Here is a 13424-nt window from a genome sequence, read left to right on the forward strand (position 1 = left end):
TATCCGGCGTCTGCTCCACAGCGACGGGGGCGTCACGGGCACACCTCTGTGACACCGTCGCTCGACGGGCAGGGCAGGGCGACGATCTTGCCCAAAGGAGATCTCCTCGGTCTACGTGCGAAGCGGGTGGATGCGGCATCCCGGCAGGGCGATCGAACGCCGGCCGCGCCGTCCCCAGCAGGCTCTCGTTTTGGAGATCATCCGAACAACACCTGATACTGGAACCCGCGTTTAACCAGGCTCAACGCACGGGCCGGCCACGAAAAGAAGGAGCGCGGTGCTCGAACGCCTGGAGCTCGAAGCGTTCCTCGCCCTGGCGGAGGAACTCCACTTCGGCCGTACCGCCGAGCGCCTGGGCGTCACCACGGGCCGGATCAGCCAGATCATCAAGAAGCTGGAACGACTCGTGGGAGCACCGCTGTTCGACCGGACCAACCGCAGCGTCCGGCTGTCCCCGCTGGGGCAGCGGCTGCACGACGACCTGCGGCCGGGCTACGAGCAGATCCAGGCAGGGCTCGACCGCGCGATCGCCAGCGTCCGCCGGAGCCGGTCGACCCTGCGGGTGGGATTCGTCGGCGCCGCCGCCGGGCAGGTCGTCCACCAGGCCCGGGACGTCTTCCAGGAACGCGAACCGGACTGCCGCGTCCACGCCCGGGAAGCACAGGTCGTCGACGCCGTCGCACGGCTGCACGCCGGCGACATGGACGTCCTGGTGCTGAGCCTGCCGATCTCCGGGCCGCACCTGGTCGTCGGCCCCGTACTGATCTCCGAGCCGCGGCTGCTGGCCGTTCCCGCCCCGCACCCCTTCGCGCGCCGCGAGAGCCTGGTCATGGAGGACCTCGCGGACATCCCGATCCTGCGGCTGGCCGGCGCCCTGCCGGGCGACTGGCCCTCCGACCGCTGGCCGCAGCACACGCCGCGCGGGCGGGCGATCGCCTCGGGCCCGCGGTTCGAGACCTTCCAGGAAGCCCTGCAGCTCATCGCGGCGGGCCGCGGCGGCTACATGGTCGGCGAGCAGGTCACCCGTTTCTACACGCGACCCGACGTCGCGTACGTCCCCCTCCGCGACGCCCCGCCCATCGACTGGGCCCCCGTCTGGCTGAAGGCCAACAACACGCCCCGCGTCCGCGCCTTCGCCCGGACCGCCGAGGAGGCCGCCCACCACCTCCGCGCCGGCGCGGCCCGCTGATCCCCCGGGCGACTACCGGGCGCGGCCGTCTCTTCACCCCCCGTCCACCGATGCGGGTGGGGTTTGTCGGTGCGGCGTGGTGTGATGGAGACATGATCGAAGAGTTTCTGGCCCGCAACCTGTCCGATGTCGAGGAAGCCGTCCGCAAGGCCGCGGCGGTCGAGATCATGCCGAGGTTCCGGCAGCTCTCCGAGCACGAGGTCGACGAGAAGAGCGGCCCGCACGACCTGGTGACCGTCGCCGACCGGCGCGCCGAGGAGCACCTGACCGCCGCCCTGACCCTGCTGCTGCCGGGCTCCGTGGTGGTCGGCGAGGAGGCCGTCCACGCCGACCCGACCGTCTACGGGGCGCTGCGCGACGACGCGCCCGTATGGATCGTGGACCCGGTCGACGGGACCCGTCAGTTTGTGGGCGGCGAGCCCGCCTTCTGCACCCTGGTCGCCCTGGCGCAGCGCGGCGAGATCCTCGCCTCCTGGACGTACGCCCCGGCGCTGGAGGAGATCGCCACGGCCGTGCGCGGCCAGGGAGCGTACGTCAACGGCGAGCGGATCCACAGCGGTTCCCCGGAGCCGGGCGCCGACCTGCGCGTGGCCATGGCCCACCCGCTGTACACGAGCGAGGAGGACAAGCGGATCCTGGCCCGCCTCGACGTGCCCGGCGTCGCGGCCCGCCCCTGCGGTTCGGCGGGTCTGGAGTACCTGCGGGTGGCGCGCGGCGAGATGGACGGCCTGGCCTTCACCTGGCCCTCCGCCTGGGACCACGCGGCCGGACTGCTGCTGGTCGCCGAGGCGGGCGGCGCGCAGAGCACGGTGGCGGGCGAGCCGTTCCGCGTGGACCGGGACAACGCGCTGCCGTTCGCCGTCGGCCGCGACCAGGCGACCGCGCTGCGCATCCGCGACCTGCTGCGGGGCGACGCCCCGTAGGGCCGGTCCGCCCCGGCCGGTGACGCGGACCGAAGCCCCGCGGTCCCGGCTGGTGGCGCGGGCCGGTGGCGCGGGCCGAAGCCCCGCCGCCGGGCCCGGCGGGGGAGCGGTGGGCAAGGGGCCCGGCCGGGAGAGCGGCGGGCGGAATATCCTGGAGGGGCCGGGGGCGCCGCCGCCGGTGCTGGCCCAGGCAGACGAAGGAGTCGCGAGGTGCCGTCGATTCTCGATGCGGTCGTCGTGGGGGCGGGGCCCAATGGGCTGACGGCCGCCGTCGAACTGGCCCGGCGTGGCTTCTCGGTGGCCGTGTTCGAAGCCGCCGACACGGTGGGCGGGGGTGCCCGCACCGAGGAACTCACCCTGCCCGGCTTCCGGCACGACCCCTGCTCGGCCGTGCACCCGCTGGGCATCGGCTCGCCCGTCTTCGCCACCATGCCGCTGGCCCGCTACGGCCTCGAATGGCTGCAGCCCCCGCTGCCCATGGCCCACCCCTTCGACGACGGCACGGCCGCCGTGCTCTCCCGGTCGGTGGCCGAGACGGCGGCCTCCCTCGGCCCCCGGGACGCCGGCACCTACCGCCGGCTCGTCGAGCCCTTCCTCGGCAAGTGGGACACCCTGGCACGGGACTTCATGTCCCTGCCGAACACCGCGCTGCCCCGCGACCCGGTCACCCTGGCCCGGTTCGGGCTCGCCGGACTGCCGCCGTCCACCTGGCTGCTGCGGCGCTTCCACGACGAGCGGGCCCGCGCCCTCTTCGCCGGGCTGGTCGCGCACGTCATCGCCCCGCTCGACGGCATCGCCACCGGAGCCGTCGGACTGGTCTTCGCCCTGGCCGCGCACGCGGGCGGCTGGCCGCTGCCGCGCGGCGGCTCCCAGTCGATCTCGGACGCGCTGGCGGCGTACCTGCGCGATCTCGGCGGCACGATCCACACCGGCTTCGAGGTCAAGCGGCTGGACGACCTCCCGCCCGCCCGGTCGTACGTCTTCGACACCTCGCCGACCGCGCTGGCACGGATCGCCCGTCTGGGACGGGCGTACGACGGGTACCGCTACGGCGCCGCCGCGTTCAAGATCGACTACGCGCTGTCCGGCCCCGTCCCGTGGACCGCCGAGGCACCCCGGCGGGCGGGCACCGTCCAGGTGGGCCCCCGCGCCCGCGACATCGACGCCGCCCTCCAGCTCGCCACCGGCGGCCGGGCCCCGCGCGCCCCCTTCCTCATCACCGCGCAGCCCAGCCTGGTGGACCCCTCCCGCGCCCCCGAGGGCAAACACGTCTTCTGGGCGTACGGGCACGTCCCGGCGGGCTGGCAGGGCGACCTCACGGGCGCCGTCGAACGCCAACTGGAGCGTTTCGCCCCGGGCTTCCGCGACCTGGTGCTGGCCCGCGCCACCGCCGGCCCGCCGGAGCTCGCCGCCCGCAACCCCAACTACGTCGGCGGTGACATCGCCTGCGGCGCGGCGTCCGGACTCCAGCTCGTGCTGCGTCCCAAGCTGTCGCTGTCGCCGTACACCACGGCCCACCCGGCCGTCTTCATCTGCTCGTCCGCGACGCCCCCCGGCCCCGGGGTGCACGGCATGTCCGGGCACAACGCGGCGAAGGCCGTGTGGCGCCGCCTGAGAAAGGTCCGCCGCTCATGGTGAACATCACGCTGGTCCAGGGCGACATCACGCAGGTGCAGGTCGACGCCGTGGTCAACGCCGCCAACTCCTCCCTCCTGGGCGGCGGGGGCGTGGACGGCGCCATCCACCGCCGGGGCGGCCCGGAGATCCTCGACGCCTGCCGCGCCCTGCGCGCCTCCCACTACGGCAAGGGCCTGCCCACCGGCCGGGCGGTCGCCACCACGGCCGGCCGCCTCCCGGCCCAGTGGGTCATCCACACGGTGGGCCCGGTCTGGTCGCGCGAGGAGGACCGCTCGGAGCTGCTCGCCTCCTGCTACCGCGAATCCCTGCGCGTCGCCGACGAACTGGGCGCCGCCACCGTCGCCTTCCCGGCGATCTCGACGGGCGTCTACGGCTGGCCGATGGACGACGGCGCGCGCATCGCGGTCGAGACCGTCCGCGCGTCCGGGACCGCGGTGGAGGAGGTCCGCTTCGTCCTCTTCGACGAGCCGGCGTACCGGACGTTCGCCGCGCGGATCAGCGCCGCGTAGCGCGGCGGAGGCGCGGAGCGCGGAACGGTCACGCCTCAGGCCGGGCGGGCGCGCGGGCGGGTGCGCAGGCGGCGGACCTCCCACCAGGACAGGGCCGTCACCGAGACCGGGCCGCCGAGGAGGGCGCAGACCTGGACGACCGGGGGGCCGGGCGGCGGCCCGCCCGTCGCCAGGCCGAGGGCGGTGGCCTCCCACACCAGAACGCCGGAGAGCAGGGCGGGAAGCGCGGCGTGCACTGCGGCGGTGTCGAAGCTGCGGACGGCGGGACCGGAGGCGAACCCGACGAAGACCAGGGTCCAGAGCACGGGCGCGAGCGCCAGGACGACCACGTAGGAATGGACGGCGAGCCAGACGCCGTCGACCGTGTTCATGTAGTGCTCGATGACGACGCCCGCAGCCATGCCGAGCAGCGGGACGAGGGTGAACGCGCCGAAGTACTGCAGGACGGAGCGCATCGCCGCGCGCAGGCGCAGCAGGGCGGCCTGCCGCGTCGCGGGCGAGGACCGCCGGAGGAGCACGGCGACCACGAGGGGGGCGCTGAGGAGCAGCAGCCAGGGCGCGACGGCCAGCCGGGTCAAGGACTGGAAGTAGCTCTGCGCCCAGTCCTCCGGCTTCCCGAACACGATCAGGATCGCGCACGACGCGACGCCGGCGGCCCAGGCCCGGCTCCTCTGCAGCCTCGTCAACCCGGTGTCGTGGACGGGACGGTGGCCGGGCTCGGGGAAGACCCGCCGTGCCACGAGGTGGGCCGAACGGGCCGCCGGGTAGAACACCACGAACGTGAGGGTCAGGAGCCAGTTGCACGGAAAGAGCAGCAGCGCCCACACGCAGCCGTGGATGCGCTCCCGCCTGCCCCGCAGCAGTTCTCCCAGCGTCGGCCACTCGTCGCCACGGAACCGCCCCCACGAGGAGACGTCCGGCCGGGGCGGTGCGTAGGCGTAGGCGTACGGAGGATACGGGCCGTACGGTGGCGGCCCGGGCTGGGCGGGCACGTAGGGGCCCGGCCCCTGGTACGGCGGATGCGGTGGCCGCGGCGGACGGGGTCCGCCGTTCGGCGGCCACGACGGCTGGTACGGATCGGGTCCTCCGGAACTCATCCCGCGCTGCCCTCCCGGACGATCGGTCCTCATGATGGTCTGCCCCGGTCAACGCGCCGTCGCCGGGGCGGACATGGGCTCGTGCGAACTTCCTCCACCGGGTCGCCGTCAACTCCGGTGGCCGTGCGCGAGGGTGCTGTTCGCCGGCCGCGGGGCGATGGGGCGGCGGGAACGCCGGTGGGTTCGCACGAGTGCGTGCCGCGAGGGGTTCGGCCGGTCCTACCATCGGCGCATGGTGGTCTCCTGGTCCTTCCACGGGCGTACTGCGGAACTGGAGCGGGTACGCCGTGCGCTCACCGGGACGGGCGCGGCGAGCGGTGCGGGTGAGGCGTACGGGGTGCTGCTGACCGGGGAGGCCGGGGCCGGGAAGACCTGGCTGCTGGACGAGATCCGGCTGGCGCTGCCCGAAGCCCTGCGCGCCGAGGGCTCGGAGGGCACCCGCTCGGTCCCCCTGGGCACGCTCGCGCCCCTGCTCCCCGTCCGCCGGGAACCCGGCGAGAACCGCTGGCACTGGGCCGCCCGCGCCCTGGCCGGGGCCGTGATCTGCGTCGACGACGCGCACCTGCTGGACCCGGTGTCCGCGGCCCTGCTGCAACGCCTCGTCCGCGACGGCGAGGTACGGCTGCTGGCGGCGGTGCGGAGCGGGGCCGGGGTCCCCGAGGCACTGCGGCGGCTGACGGAGGACCGGCTGCTGGACCGCCTCGACCTGCCCGCCTTCACCCCGGCCGAGACCGCCGCCCTGCTCGCGGCGGCCCTCGGCGGCCCGGTGGCCGCGCCGGAGGCGGCCCGGCTGCACGCGCGTACGCAGGGCAACCCGCTGCTGCTGCGCGAGCTGACGCTCGACGCCGTGGACCGCCGCGAACTGCGCCGGGGCGGCGCTGCCGGCGCTGCCGGCGGTTCCGGCGGTTTCGGTGGCGATGGCGGTGACGGCGGTGACGGTGTGTGGGACCGGCCGCCCGGCCGCCGGGCCGGCCCGCCCAGTGCGCGCCTGTGCGACCTGGTCGAGACCCGCATCGGCGGCTACGGCGCCGGCCAGGCCCGGCCGGAGCTGCGCGAGTTGCTCGAACTCGTCGCCCTCGGCCAGCCGTTGGAATGCGCCCTGCTGCTCGCACTGGCCGACGTGGCGCTGGTGGAGGAGGCCGAGGCCCGCGGCCTGCTGGCCATCCGCGACGACGGGCGGCGGGCCTACGTCCGCACGGCTCGCCCGCTGTACGCCGAGGTGGCCGCCGCGCGCTGCCCGCGCGTACGCGGCCGCCGCCATCACCGGGCGCTGGTACGGGCGCTGGAGGCGACCGGCGCCCGCCGGGCCGGTGACGCGCTGCGGCTGGCCGGCTGGCGGCTCGCGGCCGGGCTCACCGGCGATCCGGCGCCCCTGCTGGCCGGAGCGCGCGACGCCTGGGCGGCGTACGACACGGCGGCGACCGTACGGCTGGCCACGGCGGCCCGGGACGCGGGCGGCGGCACGGAGGCGGCGCTGCTCCTCGCCGGGGCGCTGGAGCGGGCGGAACGGTACGAGGAGGCGGAGCGGGTGCTGGGCGAGTGCGCCGCGCCCGCGATGAGCGAGGCACAGCGCACCCGGCACGCGGTGCTGCGGGCGCACGCGCTCGGGCCGGGGCTGCGCAGGTACGAGGAGGCCGAACGGGTGCTGACCGAGGCGGCCGCCCACATCGGCGACCCCGCTCTGCGCTGGGAGGCCGGGGTGCGGCGGGTGGCGCTGGCGGGGGCGCGCGGTGACCACCGGGGCGCGCTGGACCTGGCCGCCGGCCTGCCGGACCCGCCGTTGGAGGGGCGGCGGACCGGGGCGCTGCGGGCCACGGTGGCCGTGGCGTACGCGCACACCGGGCGGCCGGAGCGGGCGCGGCGGGAGGCGGAGCGGGCCGGGGCGCTGCTGGGCGGCGGGACGCCGGGGGAGGGCATGGAGGAACTGCTGGGGCTGCGGGGCGCGGAGTTCGCCGCCGCGTTCTGGGCCGGGGACCTGGACGGCGCCGAGCGCGCGGCGCACGGGTTCGCGGAGCTCGTACGGGGGCGCGGCGACTGGCCGGCGGCCCGGCGGTCGGCGGACGCGCTGCACGCGGCGGCCTTGCTGTGGCGGGGGCGGCCGGGACCGGCACTGGCCCGCCTCCGGGCGGGCGGCGCCGCGGTGCGCGGACCCGGTGGTGGCGGGGCGGCGTACGCGGCGGCGCTGACGGGGGACGTGGCACGGGCGGAGTCGTACGTGGCGGCGGCGGACCGGGGCGCGGGGGCGCCGGTGGTCCTCGATCCGTGGACGGAACTCGCGCGGCCGTGGGTCGCGGCGGCGGGGGGCCGGGTGACGCGGGCGGTGGAACTGGCGCGGACGGCCGCCGAGCGGGCGGGTGCGGCGGGCCTGACGGGCTGTGAACTGCTCGCCCTGCACGACGTGGCACGGCTGGGCGGGGCCGGCGGGGCGCGGTCGGTGGCCGGGCGGATGCGGGAGGTCTGCGCGGTGCACGAGGGCGCGCTGGCGGCGGTGTGCGGGGCGCACGTGACGGCGCTGGCCGGGCGGTCGGGTGCGGGGCTGTGGGAGGCGGCGGCGGAGTTCGAACGCCTCGGGTACGGGCTGTTCGCGGCGGAGGCCGCCGGTGGCGCGGCGCGGGTGGCGCCCGGCGTGGCCGCCGCGCGGGCCGCGGCGGCGCGGGCGCACGTGCTGGCGGCGCGGTGCGACGGGGTGGTACCGGGCACCGTCCCGGCCCTGGCGGGCCTGGCGGCGCCGGCGCTGACACCGCGGGAACGGGAGATCGGGGCGCTGGCGGCGGCGGGCCTGGCGTCGCGGGTGATCGCGGGACGGCTGGGGCTGTCGCCGCGGACGGTCGACAACCACCTGACCAGCGTCTACGCCAAGCTGGGCATCCCGGGCCGTGCCGACCTGGCGTCGGTCCTGACCCCGTAGCGCATCCGTCCCCTGGGGCCGGGCCGGGCCGGGCCGGGCTGGCGGGAGCCCGGTGTCCGGGTGCGGGTGTCCTCGGCGCTCTGCCCCGGGCCCCGCGCCTCAATCGCCGGCGGGGCTGGAGTGGTGTCCGGTGGCGCTGGGGTGGTAGCAGGGCCCAGCCTCGGAGCTGTCCGGGCGCCCGGTCCTGCTCCACCACTTCCCCCGCCGGGCCACGTCCGCACGGAGCCAAGTGCTGCGGCCGGTGGGCGAGGTTTTCAGGACGATGGCCTTGCACGAGGGTGTGTCGGCGGCAGGTCCGGTGCTTGGATGGATCGGCCGGACCGGGGGCAGGGGGATCCCTGGCGGGCGGGTGGCGAGACCTCAGGGGGCGGGTGGGCGTGCGCGGTGCGGGCAGTGTGCGGGGCTGGGCATGGACGGGGGCGGTGAGCGCCGCGGTGGCGGTCATCTGCGGCGGGGTGACGTTGTGGGGCGACCTGGACACCGCGGAGAAGATCGCCGGCCTCGTCAGCTCGGTGGCCGGCGTGGTGGGCGCGGCGGTGGCCGTGTACGCCCTGGCCCGCGACAGGGCAGGTACTTCGCGCGGTGGCGGGGACGTCGAAGCCGGGGGCACGGGCTCGGTCGCGGCCGGCGGCAGTATCGGCCGGGCGGTCACCGGCGACAGGAACCGCCTGGGCTCCGCTTCCCCGCTGCCCCCCGGCGGAGCCGGGGCAGGTGCCGCCGGAGCGGTGCGGGCCGGCGGCGAGGGGTCCGTGGCAGCGGGTGGGGACATCGGTGAGGCGGTCACCGGCGAGGAAAATCGACCGTGACGCCACGGTCGCGGCCGGAACACGGCGACCGGGTGGCCCGGTCGGGGAGGCCGAAGAGAGGGGCGGGCGAGGGCGCATCGCACCAGGACGTCGCCGCCGCGGGCGAGCGGTCCGTTGCCTCGGGCGGGGACATTCAGGTCGCCATCACCGGCGACCACGTCGTCTATCACGCCGCACCTGCATCGGAGGAGGGGCCGGGCCGCCTCCACGGGTATGCCGTCGTTGCCGCCACGCTCCTGGCTGTCGGCGGCGTCCAGCTTCTGCGCTTGTCGGCCGGACTGGCGGAGAAGACGGCCCTCCTGCTGTCCGCCGCTTCCGCGCTGCTCGCCGGGCTGTACCTCGGCATGCTGTGGGCGCGCCGGTGGTGGCGGCTGCGCCGCCGGGCGCTGTCGGCCGCGCGCCTGGACGAGGCGGTCGAGTTGCTCGGGCGCGCCCTGGAGGAGCTCTACGAGCGTGAGGAGCGACAGGCCAGGACACACGACCCGACACCGCTGCCCGTCCGCTGGACACAGGCGGATCCGTTGCTGCTCACGGAGGACTGGCCGGAAGCCGATCAGGCAGGGGCCGGCGGTCCGCCTCCGGACGGCGAGTTCGGCGGAATCGTGGACTTCTTCCAGCGGCTGCCGTCCGGCCGCCTGATCGTGCTGGGGGCTCCCGGCGCGGGGAAGTCGGTCCTCGCCCTGCACCTGGCGCGGGAGCTGCTGGCGATGCGGCGCCCGGCGTCACCCGATCCGGTTCCGGTGGTGTTGCCTCTGGCGTCCTGGGACCCGCGGCGGCAGGGGCTGTGGGGATGGGCCGCGTCCCGTCTCGCACAGCAGCACCCCGAACTGTCGGCTTCGGGTGGCGAGCGCCGGGCACTGCTGCTGATGCTGCTGAGAGGGGGCAGGCTCCTGCCCGTTCTGGACGGCTTCGACGAGCTCCCGGAGAGCGCGCGCTCCGATGCCCTCAGGGAACTGCGGGCGAGCCTGGGGCGGTCGACGAGCCTGGTCTTCACCAGCCGGACTGGCGCGTACGCCGCCGAAGCCGACCGGGGTGGCGCCGTCCTTCCGGGGGCAGCCGTGGTGGAGCTCCAGCCGCTGGCCGTGGAGGCGATCGCCGCGTACCTGACCCGTGGCGCCCGCCGCACCAGGACCGATGGAGTAGTCGCCACCGTCTGGGATCCGGTCCTGGCACGGATGCGGGATCCGGCTGGGGATCCGGCCGCGCTGCGGCTGCGTACGGTCCTGGCGACTCCCCTCATGGCCGGCCTGGCCCGTACCGCCTACGCCGCCCCGGCCGCCGATCCCCGGGAGTTGCTCGACACGGAACGCTTCGCGACGCACAAGGCACTGGAACGGCACCTCATCGACGAGTTCATCGCCACGGTCTACGCGGAATCCCTCGACGACCGCGCGGCGACCGGCGGGCCGAGTACCGAACAGGCGCGGCGGTGGGCGGGCTTCCTGGCTCACTGGATGCGCAATCGGCAGGCGCAGGACCTGGTGCTGTGGGAGCTCGACGAGGCCCTGCCCCGGGCGATCCGCCACGCGGGCACCGCCGCCGCGCTCGCGATCGCCGTCGTGACCGTACGCCTCTCCGCCATCGGCACCCCGCCGTGGAGGAAGGTCGCCGACGCACCCGCGTGGACGATCCTCCTGGCAGCGGCGGTGGGCGCGCTGGTCCTCGACGCCCGGGGCGGGAGGCAGAGGGATGCCGAGCTGCCCCGGAGCCTGCGGCGGCCGTCGGCAGCCGACCTGCGGCGGGGCGCGCGCCGCCTCCGGGGCAACCTGTGGCACCTGCTGCTGCCGGCCGTGGCGTTCGGTTCCGTGGCAGCGCTGATGTCGGGCGTCGACACCGGGCCCGCCGTGCCATTCCTGCCGTTGTGGATCCTCGCAGTCTGGCTGGTGATCCAGCTGCGGAACGCGCTCGACTTCGTCTCGGGGCCGACGGATCCCGCGGCTGCCGGCGGCCCGCCGGGACTGCTGCGTGACGACCGCCGCGCGGCACTGACGGTGGGCTTCCTCGAGGTCGTGCGCGGGAAGCGCGCGGCGCAGATCAGTGCCGTGCTGCTGGCACCCGCCCTCCTGCTGGGGGTGTGGGCGTACAACGGGGGCCGCGGGACCGTCAGCGCGTCGGCGTGGGCCGGGACTGTGGGGGCGGTGCTGGTGGCGCTCGCCGTGCACGGGGTCGCGGTCTCGGCATGGGGCCGGTTCGCGTGGGCGCGGATCTGGCTGGCCCTCACCGGGAGGCTGCCGTGGCGGCTCATGGCCTTTGTTCAGGATGCCCACCGCCGCGGCGTGCTGAGGCAGAGCGGTGGTGCCTACCGCTTCCGCCACATCGAGTTGCGCAACCACCTCGCAAACGCCCACGGCACGCCTGCTCCCAGCACAGCCGCCTCCCGCGGCCCGGTCGGACGCAGAACCGCCGCCGCGGTCCGCCGGACTGTCGTCTGGGCCACATCGCTGGCGCTCCTGGGCGCCCTCTCCGCCACGGCAGGCGCGTACGGGCCTGGCGGCCCCCACAACGACAACGATCTGCCACCCGCCTGCGAGCTGCTGCCCGCGCGCCAGCTGGCCCCGCTCATGAAGGAGCCCTCGATCCGCAATGCAGGACGCTACGAATGCAGCATCCAACCCGGGCCTCCCGATTCCGTATCCATCTTTTTGGGCACCCAGGTCGTCCAGCCCATCCCCGGCAAGAGCGCGGTGGCACAGGCAGCGGCGAACCTGAGCATGTGGGCCGGCGGGGAGGCGCAGAAGCTGGACGGGCTCGGTGACGAGGCTCGTCTCGTCACCCGCACCGAGTTTCCGAACTCGGCCAAGGTCACCGTACGATCCGGCAACGTGCTCATCACCGTGGACCTCACCCACCGCGAGTCCCGCAACGCTCCAGCCCCCGTGAGCGTGATGGCGCAGCAGCTCGCTCGCGCAGCACTGCGGAACGCGGGCGTCTGACGGCCGTGATCTCGCGCCGGGTGCCACGCTGCGTCCGGAGCCGGCGGCGCTGGGCGGGTGCCCGGTGGGGCTGGCCGGTGGGGCTATTCCAGGGTGCCGCTCAGGAGGGCTGATGTGGTGCACGTGGTGGGGGTGGGGGAGGACGGGGGGTGGCCGATCGTGCGGCAGGTCAGGGTGATCGTGATGTCCTGCTTCGGGCCGGCCAGGAGGGCCGAGGCCCAGTGGAAGTCCTGCTCGCGGAAGTTCTCCAGGGCCGGCGACAGCAGCGGTTTGCCGCCGACCGCGAACGTCACCGTGCCCGCGTCGCCCTGAGGGTTCTCCAGGACCAGGTCGGTCAGGCGCAGGACCTTGCCCTCCGGGACCGTGAACGTCGCCGTCTGGGTGCCGTTCGCCGGGGCCGCGGCCGTCAGGCGGTGGGAGAACAGGTTCGCCTGGGGGAGCGGTGCCGGGCCCGTGCCCGGGCTGGGCGTGCCGGCGGCCCCTCGGCCACCGCCCGGCCCGGAGCCCCCGCCCGGCCCCGCCGACGCCGCCTCCGCCGCCCGGTCCGCCGTGTCCTTGGCCTCGGCCGCCTTCGACTCGGCCGCCCGCACCGGCCCCTTGACCGCCTCCTTCGCCGCGCCGCGCACCACCGGCCGCAGCAGCGCGAACCAGATCACCGCCAGTGCGACCAGCAGGGCCGCCGCCGCCAGCAGGGCCCGCAGGGCCGTCGCCGAGAGGACCGGCCGGTGCAGCAGCGTGCCGTCGAGCGTCACCGTGGGGACGTCCCCGGCCGGGCTCGCCGTCACCTGGAAGGGGTGCGGCGCCGGCGTCCCGCGCCACATCCACCGCCTGGCCCGCACGGGTATCCGTACGAACGCCGCCTGTCCCGGCGCCACCACCGTCGGCGCGGACGGCAGCGTGAAGCGGAGCGCGTCCGCGGGGTCCTTCGCCGCCAGCGACACCGTCAGCGGATGGTTGCCCCGGTTGTCCAGCGCCAGCTGGTAACGGGCCCCGACGCGGCCCTGGTTCAGCCGCGGCGTCAGCTCGGCGTCGAAGTCCGCGTACGCGCCCACCAGCAGGACGCCCTCGGGCACCGTGACGTGCTCCGGCTGCTCCTGCGGTACGACCCGTACCCCGTAGGCGAGTTCGCCCGGTGGCACGGACGCGTCGCGCGGCGGACGGGCCACCACCTCCACCGTGCCCGCCGTGTCCGGGTACAGGGACAGCGTCGCCGGTTCGACCACGGTCCAGGCCGCGGCGGGTCCCAGTACCTCGAACGCGTAGGCCTCGACGACGTTGCCGCCGTTGCGCAGCTCCAGCGGGACCCGGACCTCGTCCCCGGGCATGACGGCCGCGGGGGCGCCGTCCAGATGAGCGGAAGTGGTCATGAAGGGACCGTAGGGAGCAGCCCGGAGGCGGGTCCGCACCCGTACGGACACATC

At 75.8% G+C, this 13424-nt stretch carries 9 protein-coding genes; 7 read left to right on the forward strand and 2 right to left on the reverse strand.

The genetic code is table 11. The features are described 5' to 3' along the window. Positions 1–277 precede the first annotated feature (277 nt). The 4 genes from ACZ6KO_RS02330 to ACZ6KO_RS02345 all read left to right on the forward strand — a co-directional run bounded on the left by ACZ6KO_RS02330 (position 278) and on the right by ACZ6KO_RS02345 (position 4259). On the forward strand, positions 278–1189 hold the full coding sequence (locus ACZ6KO_RS02330) for a LysR family transcriptional regulator (RefSeq protein WP_469298926.1): 912 nt from the start codon (positions 278–280) through the stop codon (positions 1187–1189). Positions 1190–1281: 92 nt separating this feature from the next. Beyond that, positions 1282–2112 carry an inositol monophosphatase family protein gene (locus ACZ6KO_RS02335; protein ID WP_469298928.1) on the forward strand — a complete coding sequence of 277 codons (831 nt, stop codon included), beginning with the start codon at positions 1282–1284 and terminating at the stop codon, positions 2110–2112. 210 nt (positions 2113–2322) lie between these two features. Next, positions 2323–3750 carry a phytoene desaturase family protein gene (locus ACZ6KO_RS02340; RefSeq protein ID WP_469298932.1) on the forward strand — a complete coding sequence of 476 codons (1428 nt, stop codon included), beginning with the start codon at positions 2323–2325 and terminating at the stop codon, positions 3748–3750. After that, positions 3744–4259 (forward strand): O-acetyl-ADP-ribose deacetylase, encoded by a 516-nt coding sequence (locus ACZ6KO_RS02345; protein WP_469298934.1) that lies wholly within the window; start codon positions 3744–3746, stop codon positions 4257–4259. The genes ACZ6KO_RS02340 and ACZ6KO_RS02345 overlap by 7 nt, the downstream gene beginning before the upstream one ends. A 35-nt stretch (positions 4260–4294) precedes the next feature. On the opposite strand, the gene ACZ6KO_RS02350 is transcribed toward ACZ6KO_RS02345, so the two are convergent. Further along, a complete protein-coding gene (locus ACZ6KO_RS02350) occupies positions 4295–5251 on the reverse strand; it encodes a hypothetical protein (protein WP_469298937.1) in 957 nt (318 codons plus the stop codon). 337 nt (positions 5252–5588) lie between these two features. Between ACZ6KO_RS02350 and ACZ6KO_RS02355 the strand changes: the two genes are divergently transcribed. The 3 genes from ACZ6KO_RS02355 (at position 5589) to ACZ6KO_RS02365 (ending at position 12003) form a co-directional block, all read left to right on the forward strand. Continuing rightward, positions 5589–8264 carry a LuxR C-terminal-related transcriptional regulator gene (locus ACZ6KO_RS02355; protein WP_469298939.1) on the forward strand — a complete coding sequence of 892 codons (2676 nt, stop codon included), beginning with the start codon at positions 5589–5591 and terminating at the stop codon, positions 8262–8264. Positions 8265–8686: 422 nt separating this feature from the next. Further along, entirely contained in the window at positions 8687–9070 is a 384-nt protein-coding gene (locus ACZ6KO_RS02360; RefSeq protein WP_469298942.1) for a hypothetical protein, read from the forward strand. A 266-nt stretch (positions 9071–9336) separates the two neighbouring features. Further along, the gene (locus ACZ6KO_RS02365; protein ID WP_469298945.1) at positions 9337–12003 is read left to right on the forward strand and encodes an NACHT domain-containing protein; all 2667 of its coding nucleotides are present in this window, start codon (positions 9337–9339) and stop codon (positions 12001–12003) included. Positions 12004–12086: 83 nt separating this feature from the next. Here ACZ6KO_RS02365 and ACZ6KO_RS02370 read toward each other — a convergent pair whose 3' ends face one another. Further along, entirely contained in the window at positions 12087–13370 is a 1284-nt protein-coding gene (locus ACZ6KO_RS02370) for a COG1470 family protein (RefSeq protein WP_469298947.1), read from the reverse strand. Between the last annotated feature and the right edge of the window lie 54 nt (positions 13371–13424).

The sequence above is a fragment of the Streptomyces sp. NPDC042102 genome (genome assembly GCF_055582305.1).